This is a genomic window from Aeromonas sp. FL131 (genome assembly GCF_049860615.1).
Taxonomy (GTDB): Bacteria; Pseudomonadota; Gammaproteobacteria; order Enterobacterales; family Aeromonadaceae; genus Aeromonas; species Aeromonas hydrophila.
Map to the genome: position 1 here is coordinate 1,781,958 of NZ_CP187595.1, position 23,629 is coordinate 1,805,586.

Consider the following 23,629-nt stretch of genomic DNA (forward strand, 5'->3'; position numbering starts at 1 on the left):
TTGATGGGCCGCTGATTCAGGCGTGCTGCTCGGCAAAGAAGTCGAGGCAAGCCTGCTTGTCACCCTGGAAGATGATGCGCTCGCGCTTGTTGCCAAGCTGGTAAAGGTACATGGGATCGTAATAGCGGGTCAGCAACAGGGTGATCCAGGCCAGGTGCAGCGAGGTATCACCGCTGCTGGCTTGCTCGGCGAGCGCGCTCTGCATCAGGGCGTCCAGCTCGCGATGGGCCTGATCGCCAAGCCGGCGCTTGAGTCTGGCCAGTGCATCGGTGAGGTAGGTGGCAAACAGTGGCCAGCCCTCTTCGGCGCCAAACATCGCCTGATAGCGCAGCCAGAGATCGTGTACATAGTCCTGGCGGATCTGTTCGGCGCGCTCTTCTTGCGGCACCTCGACCACCACCAGCGGCGCCTGGCTCATGGCATCGAACAGTGGATTGGGCAGGCAGCAGCGGCCGATGAGACGGCTCTCGTCCTCCACCACGAACGTCTGCTCGCCCTGCTGGCGGCGCTTGAGCAGCTCGATGGCCAAGTTGTTCTCAAAGCTGATGTTGCTGGGCTGGCCGCCGGGCAGCTGGCCAAACGACGACCCCCTGTGATGGGCATGGCCTTCCAGATCCAGCGCCTGGGCCACCTCGGTTAGCATGTGGGTCTTGCCGGAGCCGGTCATGCCGGTCAGCACGGTCCACTGGCACTCTGCTGCCGCCCCATCGAGGGTGTCGATGAGGAAGCGGCGCAGATCCTTGTAGCCGCCGGCGATCCGCGGGCGGGTGACCCCAGCTTCATGCAGCCACTGCTGCACCGTTTGCGAGCGCAGGCCGCCGCGAAAGCAGTAGAGCACGGCATCCGGCTGCCGGCGCAGCTGGGCCAGCCAGCCCTCGAGGCGTTCGGCGCGCACGGCGCCACCGACCAGTTGATGGCCCAGTGCAATGGCGGCCGCCTGCCCCTGCTGCTTGAAGCAGGTACCGACCTGGGCCCGCTCATCATCCGTCATCAATGGCAGATTGGTCGAGCAGGGGAAGGCCCCCTCCTTGAACTCGATGGGGGCGCGCAGGTCGATGAGCGGAACGTCATCCAGAAAGATTCGGGCGTAATCCGTGGCCAGTGGCAGTGCACTCATTGGACAACCTCGATGAACTGGTTGCTGGTGCGGGCCTGCAGCTGGCCGATGGGGGAGAGGGTCAGCCCTGCCTGTGCGGCAATGGCGAGGAGCTCGGCTTCACTTTCTTTACCGACGGCTACCAGCAAGCCGCCGCTGGTCTGCGGGTCGCACAGGATGTTGCGGGTGCGATCATCCATGGCGTCCAGCTTGTCACCATAGGAGTCGAAGTTGCGCAGGGTACCGCCCGGTACGCAGCCCTCGCTCAGGTAGTAATCCACCTCGTCCAGCAGCGGCAGCGCCTTGAAGTTCAGGCGGGCACTGACGCCGGAACCTTCGCACATCTCCAGCAGATGGCCGGCCAGACCAAAGCCGGTCACGTCGGTCATGGCGTGTACGCCGGGCAGCTCGGCAAAGCGCTGGCCAATCTTGTTGAGGGTGCACATGGCGTTGGGGGCCAGCTGCTCGTGTTCTGGTTTGAGTTTGCCCTTCTTCTGGGCGGTGGTGAGGATGCCGATGCCAAGCGGCTTGGTCAGATAGAGGGTGTCACCCACCTTGGCGGTGTCGTTCTGCTTGATGGCATTGAGCGGCACGATACCGGTCACTGCGAGGCCGAAGATGGGCTCGGGGGCATCGATGCTGTGGCCGCCGGCCAGAGAAATACCCGCTTCGTGACACACCTGACGGCCACCGTCGATCACCTGCTGGGCCACTTCCGGCGCCAGGGTGTTGATGGGCCAGCCGAGGATGGCGATGGCGACGATGGGTTTGCCGCCCATGGCGTAGATGTCGCTGATGGCGTTGGTGGCGGCGATGCGGCCGAAGGTGAAGGGATCATCGACGATGGGCATGAAGAAGTCGGTGGTGGAGACGATACCCTGACCGTTGCCGATATCGACCACGGCCGCGTCATCCTTGCTGCTGTTGCCGACCACCAGCGTCGGGTCGTCAAAGCCCGGGATCTGGCTCTTGAGAATGGTGTCGAGCACCTTGGGAGAGATTTTGCAGCCGCAGCCAGCGCCGTGGCTGTATTGGGTCAGACGAATGGAAGACATACTTTCCCCTTGTGTGTGCAAACTTGTGTGTACAAATAAGTGCAGCGGCTCTGTGGAGCCGTCAAATGTGCGCGTATGCGCGCGAAATTCGGGTGGCCTTGGCTGGCTTTGAGCGCAGCGATGTCAGGCAGCCGTGCAAGGCAGTCTGGCAGGACGGGGGAGGAGAGGCGACAGATGCGCCGGCGCAGCCCCGCCAAGGGCCACAGGACGGGCCATTATGCCACAAATGGCCACTCTGGTTCGAACTGGAATTCACACAAAGCGCAGGGAATTGGCGGGTTTAGATGAGGGGAGCCGCCCTCGCCATGACGCTGACAAGGCTCTCCCCCGGCGTAGCCCCAAAGGCGAGCCATGCTGCCATCGGGGCCATCTTTTGGTGGGGAACTTAGCCGGCTTGCTCCATCACCGGCTGGCGAGCCTTGCCGAGCCGGCGCAGGCGCCGTTGCAGCGGCCGCTCCAGCAGGGTGTAGCTGAGGGACGAGAGCCCGATCAGCACCGCCAGCATCAACAACGTGGCCAGCACACCCAGCAAGGGGTTGGTCTGGGCGTACCACCACGCGGTGAGCCCTGGCGCCAGATAGTGGACAAGCTCGCAGCCGGTGAGCAGCACCAGCGCGTGCAGCAGGTAGATGGAGTAGGAGAGATCCCCCAGCCAGTTGGTGAAGCGGTTATCCAGGAGGCGCAGCAGCGGGCTCTGGCGATCGCCCTGGCAGGCGGCAATCCAGATCAGCAACACGTAGGCGCTGATCAGCAGCAGGGTCAGCTGCGGCGTCATGGTGAACTGCATCAGCGCGAAGGGGAGCAGAAAGGCGAGCAGCAGCGGCAGATCCCGCTGCATCATGGGCCACTGCTGGGCGGCCTTGACCTTCGGCAGCAGCCAGAGGCCGAGCACGAATTCACCCACCCCGCGCCCGATGGCCAGCGCCCCGCTGGTGACATCCAGGGTACCGCGACTGTGCACGATAAAGGCCAGCACCGTCAGGGCCAGCAAGGGGGCGAGGTTGCTCCAGCGGCTGCGGGTGACGGCGAGCGGAATGAGCAGCGGAAACAGCAGATAGCTAATCCACTCCACGCTGAGCGACCAGGCGGCGAAGTTCCAGGTCAACCCGTGATCGGTCACCACCTGCAGCAGCAACAGGCTGCTTGGCAGCGCCTCGGCCGGGGTAAAGGGCGAGCCGAAAGGAGGCATCCCTTCCCACTCCCACATCTTGAACAGGGGGCCGGCGTAGAAGCCAATCTCATGGTGGGCCTTGTAGAGCTCCCAGCCCAGCAGCAGCAGCAGGGTCGCCAGATAGAGGGGATAAACCCGGGTCAGCCGCAGCCAGAGGAAGCGGCCATAACTTATGGTGCGGGGCGAGCGGGCGAAGGCTTCCCCGTAGACATGGGCCAGCACCAGCCCGCTCAAAATAAAGAACAGATCGACCCAGAGGTAGCCGTTCTCGATGAGTTGGGTGTGGCCGGCGATCGACTCCATCCACTGGGGAAAGAGCAGCAAGCGGGCGTGGAACAGTACCACCATCAGGGCAGCGATGCCCCGCAGCGGCGTCAACAGCGGCAATGATTGATTCATGACGGGATCCTTGTGATGTTCAGCTTGGCCTGACATCGATTTTTGTTGTGGTGCCGCTCATCAACCCTGATGAGTCGGCTGCCCTGGCTTGGCGGCCACAGGCGGGATCACCCTACCTAAAAGAGAGCCATACGGGTGTGATTTTCGTCATGAATGCGCATTTATCATCCAAAAACCAGCAAGGGATCAGCGCTGCAGCGAAGGTGAAGAGGGGATCTAGACTAGGGAAGTCATCCATCAGCGTGCGAGGATTGTCCTAATGAAACTCTATGCCCATCCTTTCTCATCCTACAGCCAGAAGGTGCTGATCGCCCTCTACGAGAATGCCACCCCGTTCGAGTACCTGAATCTCGAAGAGCCGACGGCCAACGCCGAACTTGCCGCCCTCTGGCCACTCAAGCGCTTCCCCGTGTTGCTGGATGACGGTCGCTGCATTCTCGAGAGCAGCACCATCGTCGCCCATCTGCAGGCGCACCACCCGGGCCCCGTCTGCCTGATCCCGCCTGGTGATGCGGGTCTGGAGGTGCATATGCTGGATCGCGTCTTCGATAATTATGTAATGACGCCGATGCAAAAAGTGGTGCTGGATGCGCTGCGCCCGGTCGCGGATCGCGACCGTTATGGCGTAGCGGAGGCCCGCGAGCTGCTCGATCAGATCTACCCCTGGCTCGATCAGCGGCTCGAAGGACGCCACTGGATTGCCGGTGCAGACTTCACGCTGGCCGATTGCGCCGCCGCCCCCTCGCTCTTCTACGCCGACTGGGCCCACGAGATCCCCGCTGGCTATGGTCGCCTGCGTGCCTATCGCGCCCGGCTGCTCAGCCATCCCTCCATCGTGCGGGTAGTGGAGGAGGCCAGGCCATTTCGACACTACTTCCCGCTGGGTGCGCCGGCGCGTGACTGAGCGGGATGGTTTGTGCCGGGCGGAATATTGCCGCCGCGGGTAATGTGCGAGGCGGACAGGGGCATGACGGGATCAACCGCAGGGGAAAAACAGCAGTATTCATTCGATTGAGTGAGTATGCATTTATGGCCGATATTTCCCCGAGAAATTTTGAATATTGATGCGTAATACTTCATGTTTTTGCATAAAAATACCGGGAATGTCCGTGCTGGTGGGCTGTGTATGCCATGTCTGGGGTGAAAGAGAGATGAGAATCTGGCTAACGATGCGGCAATTCCAGGTTGAGGATGGCTGCAGTCAGTCGAAGAGGATTGTTGGGGGCACCCATCGCTGCTGGTGGCAGAGTCAGAGTCAGGGTGAGGGCGAGGTTATCTCTTTGGCGGCCGCATAAAAAAAGCCCGCTTTGAGCGCGGGCTTTTTGATGGCTTGCCGAACCCAGTCCTGGCCCGGATCTGGAGCCGGGGACAGGGGGGCAGCGCTGGTCTGCCCGGCTTAGCGGGCGCGCACCACCAGCCCCTTGAGGTAGAAGCCTTCCGGATAGGCGGTACCTATGGGGTGATCGGATGCCTGGGACAGGAGCTCCAGGATCTGGGCGTCGCGGCCAGCATCGAGCGCCGCATCGGCGACGATTTTCTGGAACAGGCTCTGCTCCATCAGGCCGGAGCAGGAGTAGGTCAAGAGCACGCCACCCGGCGCCAGCAGCTGGAACGCCAGCATGTTGATGTCCTTGTAGCCGCGGCAGGCGCCCAGCAGCTGGGCCTTGCTCTCGGCAAACTTGGGCGGATCCAGCACGATGACGTCGAACTTTTCGCCCTTCTCGCGGTATTCACGCAGCAGCTTGAACACGTCGTGACGGACGAACTGGGTGTTGCTGGTATCCAGCCCGTTCAGTTCGGCGTTCTGGCGGGCGATATCCAGCGCGTTCTGGGAGAGATCGACGTTGACCACTTCCTTGGCGCCGCCCTTGAGGGCGTAGACGCCAAAACCACCGGTGTAGCAGAAGCAGTTGAGCACCCGCTTGCCTTCGGTGTACTTGGCGGCAGCCTGGCGGTTGTCCCGTTGATCCAGATAGAAACCGGTCTTGTGGCCGTTGCGGATGTCTACCAGGATCTTGACGCCGCCATTCTCCTCGATCACCACCGGCTCGGTCGGGGTTTCGCCATAGATGACGCCGGTACGCTCTTTCAGCCCTTCCTTCTTGCGTACCGCCACGTCGGAGCGCTCATAGATGCTGCACTCGGGGTAGAGGGTACGCAGTGCTTGGGTGATCAACTCGCGCTGGAACTCGGCACCGGCGGAGAGAATTTGGCACACCAGAAAGTCGGCGTAGCGGTCGATGGTCAGACCCGGCAGGCCGTCGGATTCGGCGGCGCAGAGGCGATAGCCGGTGAGGCCCTGACGCTTGATGAGCCCGTCGCGGGACTCCTGGGCGTATTTGAGGCGACGGATGAAGAAGTCGAGATCGACGGTTTCCTCTTTGTCGAAGGTCCAGACCCGGGCACGGATCTGGGAGCTGCCGGACCAGGCACCGCGGGCGAGCCACTTGCCATCCTGGGTGTAGATCTCGACGGTATCGCCATCGATGGGGTTGCCCTGTACCCGCTCGATCCCCTTGGAGAAGATCCAGGGGTGGCGACGCAGCAGGGATTTTTCGCGGCCTTTGACGAGATAGATGGAAGCGCTCATGGGGGTTGCCAGATGGTCAAAAGAAAAGGGGCCACATTCTAAGGGCAATAGGGCGGCTAAGCCAGTCTTTGCTGGTATATGACGAATGACTCATCTTTGCCGTTGGACAATGGTTGGATGCAGGATATGCGCAGTTTGAGGAGATTTCTTGTTGGTGTTGCAGACTGCTTATTTCAGTGGCTGTGGTTTGAGGTGCTTAATTTATGTTCAATAATCGTTTCTTGATGCGCAAAATATATCCATATTGGTATTTTTATCTTTATTTTGTGAGATTTCCTCTAAAGAGCCATTTGGTGATGTCGATAGAGTGGGGGCTATTTTGAATCTTTCCTTGCATCGAGCTGTCCATGTCACTTTCTATTGCCACCAATGTTTCTGCCCTCAATGCGTCTCGCCATCTTGGTCAGTCAGCAAATACGCTGGACTCTGTATATCGACGACTGTCATCCGGACTGCGTATCAACAGTGCCGCCGATGATGCAGCCGGCTTGCAGATCAGCAATCGTCTTACCAGTGAAGTGAACGGAACCAACACGGCGATCCGCAATGCCAATGATGGGATCTCGGTCATCAATGTGGCCGATGGTGCACTCGATGAGTCGGTAAACCTGATGCAGCGCATGCGCACCTTGGCTCTTCAGTCGGGAAGCGGTGCCAATACGGCAGAGGATCGCGCGGCCTTGAATGCTGAATTCAAGCAACTGCAGTTGGAGATGGACCGGATTGCCACAGGCACCCGGTTTGCCGGACAGGATCTGCTGGTGGGGAGCTACAAAGGCATTTTTTCGGTTGGTGCTTATGCAGGACAGAATACCGTCATTACCGATCTCAATGCCCAGACCAAAAATTTGGGAGAGATGGAGTGGCAAGCGCGCAGTCCGGCAGGCATCAAGCCGGGGGCATATGACATTGCTGATCTCAAACTTTCATCTCAACCAGTGACTCTCAATGGCGTGACCTTTGACAAAGATTATTCCACCCTGGAAGCATTCGTGGCAGATATCAATGGCACCACTTTCCCCAATAATGAGGGGCCGGTAAAAGCACAACAACTGCCTTTTTCAGTCGCTTCTGCAGTCGATTTATCCGCATTGCCATCCTATATCGATGTGGCGGGCCACTCTGTGGACTTGACCACCGGCATTGACATGACTGGATGGGATCCGGTCAATCCGACAGCGAAAAATAGTGCCATCATGGCAACCGTGGTTCAACGCATCAACAGTACTGCTCAAGCGGCAGGTCTGGGTTTTTATGTGAGTGCCTCCAACAACAGCAATCCCGCCAGCAATGCTTTGACCATGCATAGCGCTCAGGGCAACAGCCTGGCGCTGGCCAATGGCACAACAGCCCCACCGCAGCCCGCTCCACCGGCGCCTCCAGTGAGCAGCAACTCCTCTTTGAGCGCTCTGTTGCCTGATGTTACCCCCACGACGTATATCGGTCAGATGGAGCTGCATTCATCAGGCGACAAGTACTCTAACATCGATATGCAAGGGGCTAGCTTGAATGCGCTGGGCTTCTATCAAGCGGACAAGAAGAAATACACCGTTGATAACATTGATGTTCTGAATAATGACAATGCCAGCAGAGCGATCAAGACGCTGGATGTGGGAATGAAACAGCTGGGAGTGCAGCGTGCGAGACTGGGCGCGCAGGCCAATGCGCTGGATGCACGGGTGCGCAATCTTGCCAATGCCAATGAGAACCTCAGTGCTGCCCGTTCACGGATCCGTGATGCCGATATGGCGAGTGAGTCGGCGCGTCTGGTTCGTACCCAGATCTTGCAGCAGGCTAGCTCATCCATATTAAGTCAGGCCAATAGTCGGCCCAATATGGCACTTAGTCTGCTGCAGTCATGAGCAACAAGTTGAACTCATGGCACTCTGCAGTGCCATGAGTTCAACAAAGGGATTTCTCCCTTGGCAGATGATTGTGAAGTCATGATATTCAGATTGTGAATTGATGCTGAAACAACGGAGGCCGTCCCATGGATGGCCTCTGCTGTTTGGGCGGTACGTTAGATTTTTAGCCCTTTCAATGCCTGCGCCAGCTCGGTGGCGGTGGCCTTGAGGCCGGCGGTGCCGGCCACCGAGGCGCTGGCGGACTCTTCCACCTGGCCCGCTTCGTGGCGCACCTGATCCAGATTGCGGGTGATCTCCTCGGCCACCGAACTCTGCTGCTCGCTGGAGGTGGCGATCTGGGTGCTCATCTCCAGCACCGCATCGCTGTGGTTGCTGAGTTTGTCGATATCAAGCCCCACTTCGCTGATCAAGGCCTGGCTGCTGGCGGCGCGACCTACGGTTTTCTCCATGATGTCGTTCAGCGCGCCGGTGCCGGCCTGCAGCTCTTCGATCATCTGCTGGATCTCCACCGTGGCCTGCTGGGTACGGCTGGCGAGGGTGCGTACCTCGTCGGCCACCACCGCGAAGCCGCGGCCCTGCTCGCCGGCGCGGGCTGCCTCGATGGCGGCATTGAGGGCCAGCAGGTTGGTCTGCTGGGAGATGGCATTGATGACGTTGACCACTTCGTTGATGCGATTGGCGTTGTGGGTCAGCCGTTCCACCGCGCCGGAGGCGTTGCCGATCTCGTCGGCCAGGGTGCGGATGGCGGCGATGGTGCGAGATACCCGGGCGGCGCCGTTGGCCGCCTCTTCGCTCGACTGGCGGGTCTGCTGCAGGGTGTCGTTGGCGTTGCGGGCCACTTCACGGATGGCGGCAGACATCTGCTCCATGGCGGCGGCCAGGGAGTCCATGTGCTGGCGCTGGGAGCGGGCCATGCTCTCACCCTCGCTGGCGTGATCGCGAAACTCGTCGGCGGCCAGGGTGAGCGCCTCGGCGGACTCTTCCACCAGTTGCACTATCTTGTGCTGGCGGTCGGTAAACCTGTCGATGCTGCCCGCCAGAATGGAGAACTCGTCCCGTACCGGGAAGAAGTTGAGGCGGAAGGTGAGATCGCCATCCGCCACGGTCTGCAATGCCTTGTTGGTGGAGTAGAGCGCACCGGAGACAAAGGTCATCAGGTAGTGGGTGACCAGGGCCAGCAGGGCAGCCAGCACGGCGATGATGGTGAGCGTGGTGCCCTGACCATCCCACATGGAGTAGCGGGAGGCATCCAGGGTGCCGGTGACGATCCCGGCCTGACCGGCGCTGGCACCGTATCGATAGATGTCGCCCTGCCGGGTTAACCCTGTGCTGCCGGTCGGACTCAAGGTGAGCTCTGCCGGCAGGGTGAGACCGGCGTGCTGGCTTGAGAGCTGGGCGCTGAGTTCGACCCGCTGCTTGAGCTGATCCAGGCGCAGCTGCATCTGTTGCTGATGGCCGTCGGCCAGCAGATACCAGCTGAGAAAGGCAATGAACAGCAGCGGGCACCAGAAGGTGATGAGAAATTTTTCGCTGATCGTGAGGTGAATGAGATAACGGTCAACCCACCGAAACTTTACTTCTTTCATAATGGTATTGCGTCCTGCAAGGGGATGAGAGTGTCGCGCTCATTATCGCCTTGGGGGGAAATTTCTTAAGGGGAAGGTGTGAGAAATGGGAGAGCAATCGTTTGTCGTGCGAGTGTGGGGTCTGGTTCAGGGGGTGGGGTTTCGTTACTTCACCCGGGAGCGGGCGCTGCAACTGGGGCTGCGGGGCCACGCCTACAACCTGGAAGATGGCTCGGTGGAGATCCTCATCTGCGGGCCGGAGCAGAGCGTGCAAATGATGCTGGGTTGGCTGGAGCGCGGGCCGCGCACCGCCGAGGTGACCCGGATGGAGTATGAAGCGGCGCCACCGCCCAAGGGGAACGGCTTTCATACCAATTGAGCGCCTTGCCACGCCAATGACGCCGAACAGCCATGAAAAACGGGAGCCACACAGGCTCCCGTTTGCATCGATGGCACTCTTGAGTCAGCCAGCCTGGGCGGCATCGGCGATGGCCTGGGTCTTGGCCAGCACCGCCTGCAGAGCGGGGCGTTTGGCCAGACGATCCCGATAGGCCGCCAGCTTGGGGGGAATGGTCTGCTCGAAGCGGGTGGCCCACATCAGGGTATGGGCCAGCAGCAGATCGGCGATGGTTACCTGCTCACCCAGTAGGTAACCCTGCTCGGGTACCCAGGATTCGGCGATGGCCGCCGCCTTGTCGAACTCCCACTTGGCGGTGGGGAAGATGGCCGGCAGGCGCTGGGCCTCGGGCAGAGCGAAGCGGTGCTTGCCGATGGTCCACAGCGGCTGCTCCAGCTCGCAGGTGATGAAACTGACCCACTGGGCGTGCAGCGCCGAGGCCTGGGTCCCTCTGGCCGGCAGCCAGTTCGGGCCATACACCTCGGCCAGGTACTGCATGATGGCGGCGGATTCGGTCAGCACGAACTCCCCGTCCTTGAGCACCGGCATCTTGCCGCTCGGGTTGAGGGTCAGAAACCAGTCGCTGCGGTTCTCGCCCTTGGCGAAGTCGAGAAACTGGAACTGCCATGCCACGTCCAGCTCTTCCAGTAACCAGGATACGCGCAGGGCCCGGCTGACGGGGGTGCCATATAAGGTGATCATGCTTGCTCCTTGCCTGATGAAGGGGGCCATGGGCCCGAAGTGAATCGCCAGTCTAGGCAAATTACCCAGGTGCAACAAGCACCGAAAGGGGGAGCGCGTCCACAACCCAGGGCGTTTAGTGGGGAGAGGAGAGAGGGAAGGGGGCGAAGAGGGAAAAATAAAAGGGAGGCCGCAGGCCTCCCTTGATTGCTTGATGACCGGGCTGCGCTTACTTGACGCGCATGCCGGGCTGGGCGCCGTCCTGCGGCTCCAGGATCCAGAGATCCTTGCCGCCCGGGCCTGCCGCCAGCACCATGCCTTCGGACATGCCGAAGCGCATCTTGCGCGGGGCCAGGTTGGCCACCATCACGGTCAGCTTGCCTTCCAGATCTTCCGGGTTGTAGGCGGACTTGATGCCGGCAAACACCTGGCGGGTCTCACCGCCGATATCCAGCTGCAGCTTGAGCAGTTTGTCCGCTTCCGGTACTGCTTCGGCCTTCTTGATCAGCGCAACGCGCAGGTCAATCTTGGCGAAGTCGTCGTAGCTGATGGTTTCGCTGATGGGATCGTCTACCAGCGGGCCGCTCGCTTTCGGTGCCTGCTCTTTGGCCAGATCTTCCTTGGACGCGTCGATCATGGCTTCGATTTTGGCCGGTTCGATACGGGAGAACAGCGCCTTGAACGGGGCCAGCTGATGGTTGGTTAGCGGCTGGGCGACACCGTCCCAGCTGAGGGTTTCCCCCAGGAAGGCTTCGGCGCGCTCGGCCAAGAGCGGCATCACCGGCTTGAGGTAGGCCATCAGCACCCGGAACAGGTTGATGCCGACGGAGCAGACCGCCTGCAGCTCGGCATCAGCGCCTTCCTGCTTGGCGATGACCCAGGGAGCCTTGTCATCCACGTAGCGGTTGGCCTTGTCGGCCAGCGCCATGATCTCGCGGATGGCGCGGCTGAACTCGCGGCTCTCGTAGGCCTCGGCGATGGCTGTGCGGGCGTTGGCGAACTCGGCGTAGAGCTCGGGCTCGGCGCAGGTGGCGGCCAGCTTGCCGTCGAAACGCTTGGCGATGAAACCGGCGTTGCGCGACGCCAGGTTGACCAGCTTGTTGACCACGTCGGCGTTGACGCGGGCGACGAAGTCATCGAGGTTCAAGTCCAGATCGTCGATGCGGCTGTTGAGCTTGGCGGCGTAGTAGTAACGCAGGCACTCCGGATCCAGGTGATTGAGATAGGTGGAAGCCTTGATGAAGGTGCCCTTGGACTTGGACATCTTGGCACCGTTGACGGTCACGTAGCCGTGCACATTGACCTTGGTCGGCTTGCGGAAACCGGCGCCTTCCAGCATGGACGGCCAGAACAGGCAGTGGAAGTAGGCGATGTCCTTGCCGATGAAGTGATAGAGCTCGGCCTCGGAGTCCGCTTTCCAGTAGCTGTCGAAATCGATGTCGCCGCGCTTGTTGCACAGGTTCTTGAACGACGCCATGTAGCCGATGGGGGCATCCAGCCAGACGTAGAAGTACTTGCCCGGGGCGCCGGGAATTTCGAACCCGAAGTAGGGGGCGTCACGGGTGATGTCCCACTGCTGCAGGCCGCTTTCGAACCACTCCTGCATCTTGTTGGCCATCTCTTCCTGGATGGCGCCGGAGCCGCGTACCCACTCTGCCAGCCATTTTTCAAACTGCGGCAGATCGAAGAAGAAGTGTTCGGAGTCCTTCATCACCGGGGTGGCGCCGGAGACGGCGGATTTCGGATCAATCAGCTCGGTCGGGCTGTAGGTCGCGCCGCAGCTGTCACAGTTGTCGCCATACTGCTCCGGGGACTTGCACTTGGGACAGGTGCCTTTGACGAAGCGGTCCGGCAGGAACATGGACTTTTCCGGATCGAACAGCTGGGAGATGGTGCGGCTCTTGATCTTGCCGCCGGCTTGCAGACGGGCGTAGATCAGCTCCGCCAGCTCGCGGTTCTCGTCGCTGTGGGTGGAGTGATAGTTGTCAAAACTGATGTTGAACCCGGCGAAGTCGGCCTGGTGCTCCTTGGAGACGGCCGCGATCATCTCTTCCGGGGTGATCCCCAGCTGTTGGGCCTTGAGCATGATCGGGGTGCCGTGGGCATCGTCGGCACAGACAAAGTGCACCTGGTGACCGCGCATTCGCTGATAACGAACCCAGATATCGGCCTGGATGTGTTCCAGCATGTGGCCAAGATGGATGGAGCCATTGGCATAGGGAAGGGCGCAGGTTACCAGCATTGTACGAGGATCAGTTGCCATATAGTCGTTCTTGATGTGCTTGTTGGGATGATAGAGTGCCGTGCATGTTACCCGAATTGGGGGTAGCCTGCCTAGGGTTGTGGCTCGTCCGCTCTGCCGGCGCACGCTGGCCGACCAGCAGGCAAGCCACTGATTTGTGTGCGGTAACCGTTCACCTCAAGATAAAGACAAGATAATGAGGAGTTAATGGTGATTGATTCAGTAAAACAGATCCTCGCCGAATTTAAGCCAACTGGCTGGGGCAAGGATCTGGTGGCTGCCGGCTTCGTGCGCAGCATCGACAAACAGGGCTCGACGCTGACCATCAAGCTGGTGCTGCCCTTTGCAGGCCACTCCCTGTTTGAGCAGATCAAGCAGGAGTTCGATGCTCGTCTGTGCAGCGCCACCGGCGCCACCCGTATCGACTGGGTGGGCGAAGTCGAGGTCGCCAGCCTGCCGCGAGCGCAAGGGCTGGCGGCGGTGCAGGGCATTCGCAACATCATCGTGGTCGCCTCCGGCAAGGGCGGGGTGGGCAAGTCCACCACTGCCGTCAACCTGGCGCTGGCGCTGCAAAAGGAGGGGGCGCGGGTCGCCATTCTGGATGCGGACATCTATGGCCCCTCCATTCCGACCATGACCGGGACCTTGAAGGAGCGCCCCGTCAGCCATGACGGCAAGCTGATGGAGCCGGTGATGGCCTGCGGCCTCAAGAGCAACAGCATCGGCTATCTGGTGGCCGAGCAGGATGCCACCATCTGGCGTGGGCCCATGGCGAGCAAGGCGCTGGCCCAGATCCTCCACGAGACCCGCTGGGGTGAAGTGGACTATCTGGTGGTGGACATGCCGCCGGGTACCGGCGACATCCAGCTGACCCTGGCCCAGCAGGTGCCGACCACGGCGGCGGTGATCGTCACCACGCCGCAGGACGTGGCGCTGGCAGATGCCCGCAAGGGACTGGCCATGTTCAACAAGGTCAGCGTACCGGTGCTCGGCATCATCGAGAACATGAGTTACCACGTCTGCAGCGCCTGTGGTCATCATGAGCCGCTATTCGGTACTGGTGGCGGCCAGAAGATGGCTGAGCAGTACCAAGTGGCGCTGCTTGGCCAGCTGCCGCTGCACATCGACATCCGCCAGCACATGGACGATGGCTGTCCGACCGTGTTCGGCGCCCCGACCGGGGAGCTGGCAGAGGCCTATCTGAAACTGGCCCGTCGGGTGGGGGCTGAACTCTATTTCAGCGGTAAACCGATTGCGACCCCCCTCTATGCCATGGCGCTGGATGAATAATCGGCGGTCGACCGCCTGGGGTGGATTTGAGGGTGGGCATGGCTCACCCTTTTTTATATAATGGATCGGTTTAAACCATCCCCACTGCTCTTCTCTTTAGGTATTTTCAATGTCTGATACTCAACATTCGTGTGTGATCATCGGTATTGCTGGTGCATCCGCTTCCGGCAAGAGTCTTATAGCCCAAACCATCTATGAAGAGCTGGTGGCCGAGCTGGGAGCCGGTCAGATTGGCGTGATCACCGAAGATTGCTACTACCGCGATCAGACCCACCTGACCATGGAAGAGCGGGTCAAAACCAACTATGACCACCCCAACGCGCTGGATCACGATCTGCTGGTCCAGCATCTGAGCCAGCTGGTGCAAGGTGATGCGGTCAATATTCCCCAATACTCCTATACCGAACATACCCGCATGAGTGAAGTGACCCCGTTCGCACCGCGCCGGGTGATCATTCTGGAAGGGATCTTGCTGCTGACCGACAGCCGCTTGCGGGATCTGATGGATGCCTCCATCTTCATGGATACCCCGCTCGACATCTGCCTGCTGCGCCGCCTGGTGCGCGACGTGCAGGAGCGTGGCCGGACCATGGATTCCGTGCTCAAGCAGTACCAGAAGACGGTGCGTCCCATGTTCCTGCAGTTTATCGAGCCTTCCAAGCAGTATGCGGACGTGATCGTCCCCCGTGGCGGCAAGAACCGCATCGCCATTGACATGCTCAAGGCGCGTATTCGCCACATGTTGATTGGTTGAGATATATCAAGCCGGGTGATGCCCGGCTTTTTTAAATGAACAATTTGTCAGGAGAGTCGCCCAATGCGTCTTTGTGATACCGATATCGAACGTCATCTGGATGAAGGCAAGATCGTCATTGAGCCCAGACCCGGTATTGAACGGATCAGCGGCGTCAGCGTCGACGTGCTGCTGGGCAACGAGTTTCGGGTGTTTCGCGATCACACCGCCCCCTATATCGATCTGAGCGGCCCCAGCAGCGAAATGGCCGACGCCATCGATCGGGTGATGAGCGATGAAATCCATGTGCCGGATGGCGAAGCCTTCTATCTGCACCCTGGCCAGCTGGCCCTGGCGGTGACCTATGAATCGGTCACCCTGCCGGCCGACATCGTGGGCTGGCTGGATGGCCGCTCGTCCCTGGCCCGCCTTGGGCTGATGGTGCACGTGACCGCGCACCGCATCGATCCGGGCTGGTCCGGCCGCATCGTGCTGGAGTTCTACAACGGCGGCAAGCTGCCGTTGGCGCTGCGCCCCAAGATGAAGATCGGTGCGCTGAACTTCGAGATGCTCTCCGGTGTGGCGGCGCGTCCCTACAACAAACGGGAAAACGCCAAGTACAAGAGCCAGCAGGGTGCGGTGGCCAGTCGCATCAATCAGGACTGAGATCGGATCGACAGTCGAGCCGTCGGCAATGTGTTAAAAGAGGGCGCCGGTGGCGCCCTTCTCCATTTGCTTCGGCAGATTGATGTGGCGAAGAGGGCAGGGCGAGGGAGTGATCTTGCCTGCCATTTGTACAAACAGGGCGATGCGGTCGGTCGAAAATTGACGGAGCCTAAGTCGGTGAGAGTGATTTTTGCGGCATACTGATGATGAATTGTTCCCATTTGGGAACTGTTTTTGTCAGGCAAGGTCTGTTTAATTAATCAAGGACAAGCCGCATGGTGACTGGCTCTAAGCTATTTGCTGACGGAATGCTCTTTTTTTTTCTTACTGAAATATTTCAACAACGGGTATGGCGTTACCAGCCTTCTGGCATAATCCGCCGCAACTCATAAACAGGTTCGTTTTTTATGTTTGAAATGTTTAGTGGTTTGGGTTTGTGGTGGTCAATCGGTTTGGTATTGGCCGTTTTTTTTGTGTTGGCCTATGAATTCATCAACGGCTTTCACGATACCGCCAACGCGGTAGCAACGGTTATCTATACCAAGGCGATGCCGGCACACATGGCAGTAGTGGCCTCCGGTCTGTTCAACTTTGCCGGGGTCATGATGGGTGGTCTGGGGGTGGCTTATGCCATTGTCCACCTGCTGCCCATCGATCTGCTGCTGGGGATGGACTCCACTCAGGGTCTGATCATGGTGTTCTCCCTGCTGTTCTCCGCTATCGTGTGGAATTTGGGTACCTGGTTCTTCGGGATCCCGGCCTCCAGCTCACACACGCTGATCGGCTCCATTCTGGGGGTAGGCGGCGCCTATGCCTGGATCAGCCATCAACCGCTGCAGGAAGGCATCAACGTCGCGAAAGCCATCGACATCATGCTTTCCCTCATCATCTCTCCCACCGTCGGTTTCATCATCGCCGCATTGCTGCTGTTCGCCATGAAACGCGTATGGCAGGGCAGCAAGATCCACAAGACCCCGGAAGAGCGTCTGCTGGTGGACGGCAAGAAGCATCCGCCGTTCTGGGCGCGTCTCACTCTGGTGGCATCTGCCATGGGCGTGAGCTTTGTGCACGGTTCCAACGATGGCCAGAAGGGCATCGGTCTGGTGATGCTGGTGCTGATCTGCATGGCTCCTGCCTATTTCGCACTGGACATGAACAGCCGCTCCTATGATCTGGATCGCACCCAAGATGCCAATCAGCGCATCATGGAGATCTATCAGCGCAACCATGAGCAGGTTTCCAAAGTAGTGAACTTCAGTGTGCCTGCCCAGGCCCAGGAAGAGTTGATGACCCACTGTGCTGCCGATGGTGCTCTGCAGGCCATGGCCACGCTGGACAATCGTCTTGCCCAGGTGCGGACCTATGAAGAGATGGACCTGACCGACCGCCGTGAAGTGCGCCGTCTGCTGCTGTGTATCGACGATACCGCTCGCAAGGTGTCCAAGCTGCCGCTGCCGGCCAAAGAGCTGACCGACCTTGCCAAATGGCGCAAGGATCTGACGGCCACTGCCGAATATGCACCGACCTGGGTCATCGTCTCCATCGCGCTGGCGCTGGGCTGTGGCACCATGGTGGGCTGGCGTCGTATCGTCTACACCGTAGGCGAGAAGATTGGCTCCTCCGGCATGACCTACAGCCAGGGGATTGCCGCCCAGATCACCGCTGCCGCCTCCATCGGCGTGGCCAGCTTGACCGGGATGCCGGTATCGACCACTCATATCCTCTCCTCTGCAGTAGCGGGGACCATGGTGGCCAACAAGTCGGGCCTGCAGAGCCAGACCATCAAGACCATCCTGATGGCCTGGGTGCTGACCCTGCCGCTGACCATGCTGCTCTCTGGTGGTCTGTTCCTGATCAGCCATCATCTGTTCAGCTAATAGCAGATACCAAAGCATATTGAGAAAGGGCCCTTGTGGCCCTTTTTTCATGGCCTCAAAACGGATATGTGATGCCAAGCTCCCGCCAGCCGTTTTTCCAATTTGACCATCTCCTATATGCCATCAAACTATTTTTTCAATCCAATCAATTACTTCTCTCACCCACTAAGATCATCCCCACCCATCACATGTATTCAAAATAGAGGGCAGTGGCCGATTGGGCGTCTTTTGCGGTTCTGCCCCTGCTAGGGAGATGCGAGGGCCATGGAGTTGTTCGGCTAAGGTCGGTGCCTGTCATCTCATGGCACATGACGGCCTAAATTAGCAGATGGGATTAGCTGTGTTGGCGGCGGTGGAGGAGAGGTCTTTGCCTGCATTGGTCAGCAGTACGTCTGGAGTGCCGAGAGGATGGATGGTCGAATGGACAACCGGTGTCGATTGATAGAAGCATACGCACACCAAGCTGACTTCGAGATGGGTGGCAGGCTTGTGGCCATTCAGTTCATGCGCGCCAGTGTCGTGAAGGATGTCTATACAGCTCGATATTTGTATCTGTGCCGGCTCTTATCTTATCCACTCTGCCAAAGCAAGGAGCTATACAGTCGCAGCAGCAGGAAGACAAAACAAGGAGTGTGGATTGAACCGCAGCGAGTCAATGGCTGTGGTTATTCAATATGATGGGAGAAGCTTGTGGCTCTAAGTGCTAGTAGGTAGCGGAGTAGTAAAAGGACTGGTAACCGAGACGAGCTGACGGTGCTATGCCGCACGCACATAAAAAAAGAGCCACACAATGTGTGGCTCTTTTTGTCAGACTAGCGAGTCATCAAGGACGACCGGCCGGGCTGGTTGCAACGTTCACGGCAGCGGTGCTGCCGCCATGGCGACCTGAGCTTGCCACTTCACTGCGCACCAGCGGCGCATGATCAACCGGCTCGCGTACCGGCAGGGCAGGGGCAGCAGCCGGAGTTGCCATTGGCGCAGAGGCCTTGCGGGCACCGGCCAGCAGGCCACCACCACGTTTGACTTGCTTGGTCACAGGGGCTGCTACGGCAGCTGCTACCGGAGCTTCGTCAGCGATGACAGGCTCAGCGACCGGAGCTGGCTGTTCAACTACCAGAGGGGCAACCTCGGCTACAACCACTGCCGGAGCCGCTTCTTCAACTGCTGGTGCAGCAGGTGCCGCTTCAACCACGGCAGTCTCGATGGCCGGAGCCTCGACAGCAACGGCTTCCGCAATGACCGGGGCAGCAACTTCTGCAACCACTGGCTCGTTGACAACCGCTACCTGGGCTTCTTCAGCAACTACCGCTTCGGTTACCACTGGCTCTGTGGCCACGACTTCAGCCTGCTCGTGAGCCTCGGCCACAACTGCTTCAGGCACGACATGCTCAGTCAGCGCAGCAGAGGCCTGCAGGGCGGCGGCAACCGCTTCAGCACTGGGGATGGTGATGACAGGAACTGCCGGCTCTTCCACTTTCACCTGGGCGGCATCTGCCTGGGCAGCTGCAGTCAGGGTAGGGGTAGCGCCTTCGGCAGACTGTTCTTCATCTTCACGCTGGCTGCGGGCATCTTCATTGATGCGCTTGCGACGTTGGCCTTCGATACGCTGATTGCGCGGCGTACGACGGGAACGACGCTGGCCTTCGGCCTGCTCATCGTGTTGCTCTACTGCGTCGGTGGTCTCTTCGGCAACAACCGGAGCATCGGCGGGCAGGGCGGCAACGTCGCTGACCGGGGCATCGACCCGGATCTGCTTGCGCAGTTGACGACGTTCGCGACGCTCAGCCACTTTCTGCTCTTTTTCCAAACGCGGCTCGTCGTTGACCATGGTGGTATCGACGGTTTCTACCGCGTCAACGACCACTTCGGCGCGAGGTTCACGCGGAGCGCGGGGTTCACGAGCCGGGCGCGGTGCGCGGGGTTCGCGTTCCTGACGTGGCTCACGAGCCTCGCGAGGTTCACGTTCCATGCGCTGTTCACGCACTTCGCCACGGGCTTCACGCTCCTGACGCGGCTCACGCTCTTTGCGGGGACGACGGTTGCGGCTTTCACCACCTTCACGGTTGGCACCCGCTTCCCGCTTCTCTGCGGTATCGGCAGGGCTGCGGTTACCACGGTTGTCATCACGACGACCACGCTGACCACGGCTGCGGGTTTCATCGCGTTGATGACGATGACCCTCATCCTTGCGTGCTTCGCGCTGGGCTGCCGGTTTGTCGGCAGGAGCCTTCACGTCGGCAGGGGCGGTGTCGGAACCGAATAAGCCGGAGATGGCCTTGAACAGTTTGCCAAACAGACCAGCTTCGGGCGCGGCCGGTGCAGCAGGAGCCACGACCGGGGCCGGCGCGGCGGGAGCCGGCTGGGGCGCCTGGACAAAACCTTGCAGCAGCGGTTGTTCGCGCTCGATCACCTGAGCCTGCTTCGGCTGGTAGACCGGCTTGGCAATCTCGGTTTTCAGCTCGTAGCTGGCCGCTTCCGGGATCTCGTTCTGACGGATGCGGGTCACTTCGTAGTGCGGGGTTTCCAGATGCTGGTTCGGAATGATGTAGACACGCACATCATTGCGCTGTTCCAGGCTGGCGATGGAGGCACGCTTCTCGTTGAGCAGATAGGCGGCAACATCGACCGGCACCTGACCGTGAACCTGCTCGGTGTTGTCCTTCATGGCCTCTTCTTCGATGAGACGCAGGATGGACAGCGCCAGTGATTCGTTGTCACGGATCACCCCCTGGCCCTGGCAACGAGGGCAGATATGGCTGCTGGACTCGTTGAGGGAGGGACGCAGACGCTGGCGAGACATCTCCAGCAGACCGAAACGGGAGATCCGGCCCAGCTGGATGCGGGCACGATCCTGATGCACCGCTTCACGCAGACGGTTTTCCACTTCGCGCTGATGACGAACCGGGGTCATGTCGATGAAGTCGATGACGATCAGACCACCCAGGTCGCGCAGGCGCAATTGACGGGCAATTTCGTCGGCCGCTTCCAGGTTGGTTTGCAGCGCAGTCTCTTCGATATCGCCGCCCTTGGTGGCGCGGGAGGAGTTGATATCGATGGAGGTCAGTGCTTCGGTCGGATCGATGACGATGCTGCCGCCGGAGGGCAGACGCACTTCACGCTGGAAGGCCGACTCGATCTGGCTCTCGATCTGGAAGTGGTTGAACAGGGCAACTTCACCCTTGTACAGCTTCACGCGATTGAGGAAATCGGGACGAACCAGCTCGATATGCGCTTTGGCACGCTCGAAGATGACCGGGTTGTCGATCAGGATCTCGCCGACATCGCGACGCAGGTAGTCACGGATTGCACGCACGATGACGTTGCTTTCCTGATGGATCAGCACTGGTGCAGAGCGGCTCTGTGACGCCTTGTGGATGGAATCCCAGTGGTTGAGCAGAACGTTCAGATCCCACTCCAGCTCTTCCGGGGATTTGCCCACACCGGCGGTACGCACGATGAGACCCATGCCGTCCGGCACGGTCAGGCCGCTCAGGGCTTCTTTCAGTTCAGTCCGTTCATCACCTTCGATACGGCGGGAGATACCGCCGGCGCGAGGATTGTTCGGCATCAGTACCAGGTAGCTGCCGGCCAGACTGATAAAGGTAGTGAGGGCTGCACCCTTGGTGCCACGCTCTTCCTTGTCGATCTGGACGATCACTTCCTGGCCTTCGCGGACCACTTCTTTGATGTTGGGACGACCCTGATAGGAGTAACCGGAGGGGAAGTAATTGCGGGCGATTTCCTTTAACGGCAGGAAACCGTGGCGCTCGGCGCCATAGTCGACAAAAGCAGCTTCAAGACTGGGTTCTACGCGGGTGATTTTGCCCTTGTAAATGTTCGCTTTTTTCTGCTCGTGTCCCGGACTTTCAATATCCAGATCGTAGAGCTGTTGTCCGTCAACCAGCGCTACGCGCAACTCTTCTTCCTGAGTCGCGTTGATTAGCATTCTTTTCATTGAGTTCTCGTTATTTTGTCATTTTGATTTCCTCCACAGGATCCTGCCGGCGCCGGCCTCGGGTCTTCAGCATACTGGGGCAACCTCCCGGTTGGGGTATGCATGAGGCGCAAACTAAGGGCACTCTGGTCCAGCCTTCTCGAGAAGGCATGAAAAGGATACCGGTGTGGAGACAAATTAGCGGTTCTGTTTGCGTTCTCCATGCGCTGTACCTCGCACCCGGGAACCGTCATGTTCTTGTATACACGGTGTTTCGGGATTGGGTGGCATAAATTTTGGCCACTTAGTACAAGGCTTGAACACAATGACAAAACCTTGTTTATTATCCCATTTAAACCACTTTTATAGCAAGGCGCCATTTTTCAACAAAGCATGCAGCCAAGGGCCGCCGGCAGTGTTAAAATCCGCGCCATGACACAGATACATCAACAAGTGCAGCTGCTCACCATCGAAGCTGAGCATGAAGGGCAGCGCATCGACAATTTTCTCAAGACTCAGCTAAAGGGCGTCCCCAAGAGCCTGATCTATCGCATCCTTCGCAAAGGGGAAGTGCGCGTCAACAAAAAGCGCATCAAACCGGAATACAAACTCTGCACTGGCGACGAGGTACGGGTCCCCCCCGTGCGGGTTGCCGAAAAGAACGAACTGCCCTCGGCCAATCTTGGCAGCATCCAGCGTCTGGAGAGCCAGATCCTGTTTGAAGATGACGCCATGATAGTGCTGAACAAGCCGTCCGGCATGGCGGTACACGGCGGCAGCGGCCTTAGCTTTGGCGTGATTGAAGGGCTGCGCGCCCTGCGCCCGGAAGCCCGTTTCCTCGAACTGGTGCATCGGCTCGATCGCGACACCTCCGGCGTACTGCTGGTTGCCAAGAAGCGCAGCGCCCTGCGCAGCCTGCATGAACAGCTGCGGGTCAAAACCATGCGCAAGCAGTACCTGGCGCTGGTGCGTGGCCAGTGGCAGCCTCACGTCAAGGTGGTCAATGCACCGCTGCGTAAAAATGACCTGCAATCCGGCGAGCGGGTAGTGCGGGTCAGTAGCGATGGCAAGCCCTCGGAAACGCGTTTCCGGATTGCCCGTCAGTTTGCCGAGGCCACCCTGGTGGAGTGCAGCCCGATCACCGGTCGTACCCATCAGATCCGGGTGCATACCCAGCATGCGGGTCACCCCATCGCCTGTGATGACAAGTATGGAGAAGCCGCATTTGACGATAAAATGCGCAGTCAGGGGCTGAAACGACTGTTTTTGCATGCCTGGAAGCTGAGCTTCATCCATCCGGCCGATGGTCGCGAGATGCAGGTGGAAGCACCGCTGGCCCCCGAACTCGACGACTTCCTGAACAAGTTGGCCCGCTGATGCAGACCATCCGGCTCGCCATCTTCGACTGGGACGGTACCCTGATGGACTCGGTGGGCCGGATTGTTGCCTGTGTGGCGCACGCGGCGTGCGACTGTGGTGAGCCCGTGCCCACCGCCGTCGAGACGCACCAGATCATCGGTCTCAGTCTGGAGGTCGGTATCCCCCGGCTGTTTTCCCTGGAGCAGGGGAGTGAACGAGCCAACGCCCTGATCGCCCGTTATCGCCACCATTACGTGCATGACAGCACACCCAGCCCGTTGTTTGCCGGTACAAGGGAGCTGTTGCAGCATTGGCATGAACAAGGCGTGGCCCTGGCGGTCGCCACCGGCAAGTCCCGGCGTGGATTGGACAGGGTACTGGATGAAACCGGGTTGCGGCCGCTCTTTGTTGCCACGCGCGGGGCGGACGAGGCCAACTCAAAGCCCGATCCCCTGATGCTGACGCAAATTCTGGATGAGCTGGGCATTGCCCCGCACCAGGCGGTGATGATCGGCGATTCCATCCACGACATGGCGATGGCCGAGGCGCTGGCCATGCCGCGGATCGGGGTTAGCTGGGGCGTGCACGACCGTGCGCGCTTGCTGGCCCACCATCCGCTGGCGGTGGTCGATACCATGGCGGAGCTCCAGCGGTTGCTGGATTAGCCTTGCGATATGACAGATGAATAAACGAAAAACGGGAGCCTTGG

General features: G+C 59.8%; 17 protein-coding genes. 9 read left to right on the forward strand and 8 right to left on the reverse strand.

The window, feature by feature from the left end; genetic code table 11:
* Positions 1-16: 16 nt before the first annotated feature.
* The 3 genes from mnmH to ACPW75_RS08340 form a co-directional block, all read right to left on the reverse strand.
* Positions 17-1,117 carry a tRNA 2-selenouridine(34) synthase MnmH gene (mnmH, locus tag ACPW75_RS08330; protein ID WP_077095445.1) on the reverse strand — a complete coding sequence of 367 codons (1,101 nt, stop codon included), beginning with the start codon at positions 1,115-1,117 and terminating at the stop codon, positions 17-19.
* Positions 1,114-2,151, reverse strand: a complete 1,038-nt coding sequence (selD, locus tag ACPW75_RS08335; RefSeq protein ID WP_077095444.1) for a selenide, water dikinase SelD — start codon at positions 2,149-2,151, stop codon at positions 1,114-1,116. Before selD ends, mnmH begins: the two co-directional genes overlap by 4 nt.
* 385 nt (positions 2,152-2,536) lie before the next feature.
* The gene (locus ACPW75_RS08340; protein WP_077095443.1) at positions 2,537-3,721 is read right to left on the reverse strand and encodes an acyltransferase family protein; all 1,185 of its coding nucleotides are present in this window, start codon (positions 3,719-3,721) and stop codon (positions 2,537-2,539) included.
* A gap of 259 nt (positions 3,722-3,980) precedes the next feature.
* Here ACPW75_RS08340 and ACPW75_RS08345 point away from each other — a divergent pair, with 259 nt between their 5' ends.
* Positions 3,981-4,625, forward strand: coding sequence for a glutathione S-transferase family protein (locus ACPW75_RS08345; protein WP_077095442.1), 645 nt, complete (start codon positions 3,981-3,983; stop codon positions 4,623-4,625).
* A gap of 492 nt (positions 4,626-5,117) precedes the next feature.
* On the opposite strand, the gene ACPW75_RS08350 is transcribed toward ACPW75_RS08345, so the two are convergent.
* Positions 5,118-6,311 carry a class I SAM-dependent methyltransferase gene (locus tag ACPW75_RS08350; RefSeq protein ID WP_049049566.1) on the reverse strand — a complete coding sequence of 398 codons (1,194 nt, stop codon included), beginning with the start codon at positions 6,309-6,311 and terminating at the stop codon, positions 5,118-5,120.
* A gap of 347 nt (positions 6,312-6,658) precedes the next feature.
* Here ACPW75_RS08350 and ACPW75_RS08355 point away from each other — a divergent pair, with 347 nt between their 5' ends.
* The gene (locus ACPW75_RS08355; protein ID WP_077097030.1) at positions 6,659-8,173 is read left to right on the forward strand and encodes a flagellin; all 1,515 of its coding nucleotides are present in this window, start codon (positions 6,659-6,661) and stop codon (positions 8,171-8,173) included.
* A gap of 158 nt (positions 8,174-8,331) precedes the next feature.
* Here the strand turns inward: ACPW75_RS08355 and ACPW75_RS08360 are convergent, their stop codons facing one another.
* A complete protein-coding gene (locus ACPW75_RS08360; RefSeq protein WP_077097029.1) occupies positions 8,332-9,762 on the reverse strand; it encodes a methyl-accepting chemotaxis protein in 1,431 nt (476 codons plus the stop codon).
* Positions 9,763-9,847: 85 nt separating this feature from the next.
* Between ACPW75_RS08360 and ACPW75_RS08365 the strand changes: the two genes are divergently transcribed.
* A complete protein-coding gene (locus ACPW75_RS08365) occupies positions 9,848-10,120 on the forward strand; it encodes an acylphosphatase (RefSeq protein ID WP_043162739.1) in 273 nt (90 codons plus the stop codon).
* Between the two features lie 84 nt (positions 10,121-10,204).
* Here ACPW75_RS08365 and ACPW75_RS08370 read toward each other — a convergent pair whose 3' ends face one another.
* Together ACPW75_RS08370 and metG are read right to left on the reverse strand one after the other, a co-directional pair.
* Entirely contained in the window at positions 10,205-10,840 is a 636-nt protein-coding gene (locus tag ACPW75_RS08370; protein ID WP_010633965.1) for a glutathione S-transferase family protein, read from the reverse strand.
* A 208-nt stretch (positions 10,841-11,048) separates the two neighbouring features.
* Positions 11,049-13,082: a methionine--tRNA ligase gene (gene metG / locus ACPW75_RS08375; RefSeq protein ID WP_077097027.1), complete on the reverse strand. Its 2,034-nt coding sequence runs from the start codon at positions 13,080-13,082 to the stop codon at positions 11,049-11,051.
* 186 nt (positions 13,083-13,268) lie between these two features.
* Between metG and apbC the strand changes: the two genes are divergently transcribed.
* The 4 genes from apbC to ACPW75_RS08395 all read left to right on the forward strand — a co-directional run bounded on the left by apbC (position 13,269) and on the right by ACPW75_RS08395 (position 17,627).
* Positions 13,269-14,351 (forward strand): iron-sulfur cluster carrier protein ApbC, encoded by a 1,083-nt coding sequence (apbC, locus tag ACPW75_RS08380; RefSeq protein WP_190284302.1) that lies wholly within the window; start codon positions 13,269-13,271, stop codon positions 14,349-14,351.
* A 109-nt stretch (positions 14,352-14,460) separates the two neighbouring features.
* Complete coding sequence (udk, locus tag ACPW75_RS08385) at positions 14,461-15,105, forward strand: uridine kinase (protein ID WP_011706091.1); 645 nt, start codon at positions 14,461-14,463, stop codon at positions 15,103-15,105.
* Between the two features lie 63 nt (positions 15,106-15,168).
* Positions 15,169-15,750 carry a dCTP deaminase gene (dcd, locus tag ACPW75_RS08390; protein WP_011706092.1) on the forward strand — a complete coding sequence of 194 codons (582 nt, stop codon included), beginning with the start codon at positions 15,169-15,171 and terminating at the stop codon, positions 15,748-15,750.
* Positions 15,751-16,157: 407 nt separating this feature from the next.
* Entirely contained in the window at positions 16,158-17,627 is a 1,470-nt protein-coding gene (locus tag ACPW75_RS08395; protein ID WP_011706094.1) for an inorganic phosphate transporter, read from the forward strand.
* Positions 17,628-18,450: 823 nt separating this feature from the next.
* On the opposite strand, the gene rne is transcribed toward ACPW75_RS08395, so the two are convergent.
* Entirely contained in the window at positions 18,451-21,582 is a 3,132-nt protein-coding gene (rne, locus tag ACPW75_RS08400; protein WP_077097023.1) for a ribonuclease E, read from the reverse strand.
* 411 nt (positions 21,583-21,993) lie between these two features.
* Here rne and rluC point away from each other — a divergent pair, with 411 nt between their 5' ends.
* Both rluC and ACPW75_RS08410 read left to right on the forward strand, forming a co-directional pair.
* Positions 21,994-22,938: a 23S rRNA pseudouridine(955/2504/2580) synthase RluC gene (gene rluC / locus ACPW75_RS08405; protein WP_201356046.1), complete on the forward strand. Its 945-nt coding sequence runs from the start codon at positions 21,994-21,996 to the stop codon at positions 22,936-22,938.
* Positions 22,938-23,585 (forward strand): HAD family hydrolase, encoded by a 648-nt coding sequence (locus ACPW75_RS08410; RefSeq protein ID WP_077097021.1) that lies wholly within the window; start codon positions 22,938-22,940, stop codon positions 23,583-23,585. Before rluC ends, ACPW75_RS08410 begins: the two co-directional genes overlap by 1 nt.
* Positions 23,586-23,629: the final 44 nt, after the last annotated feature.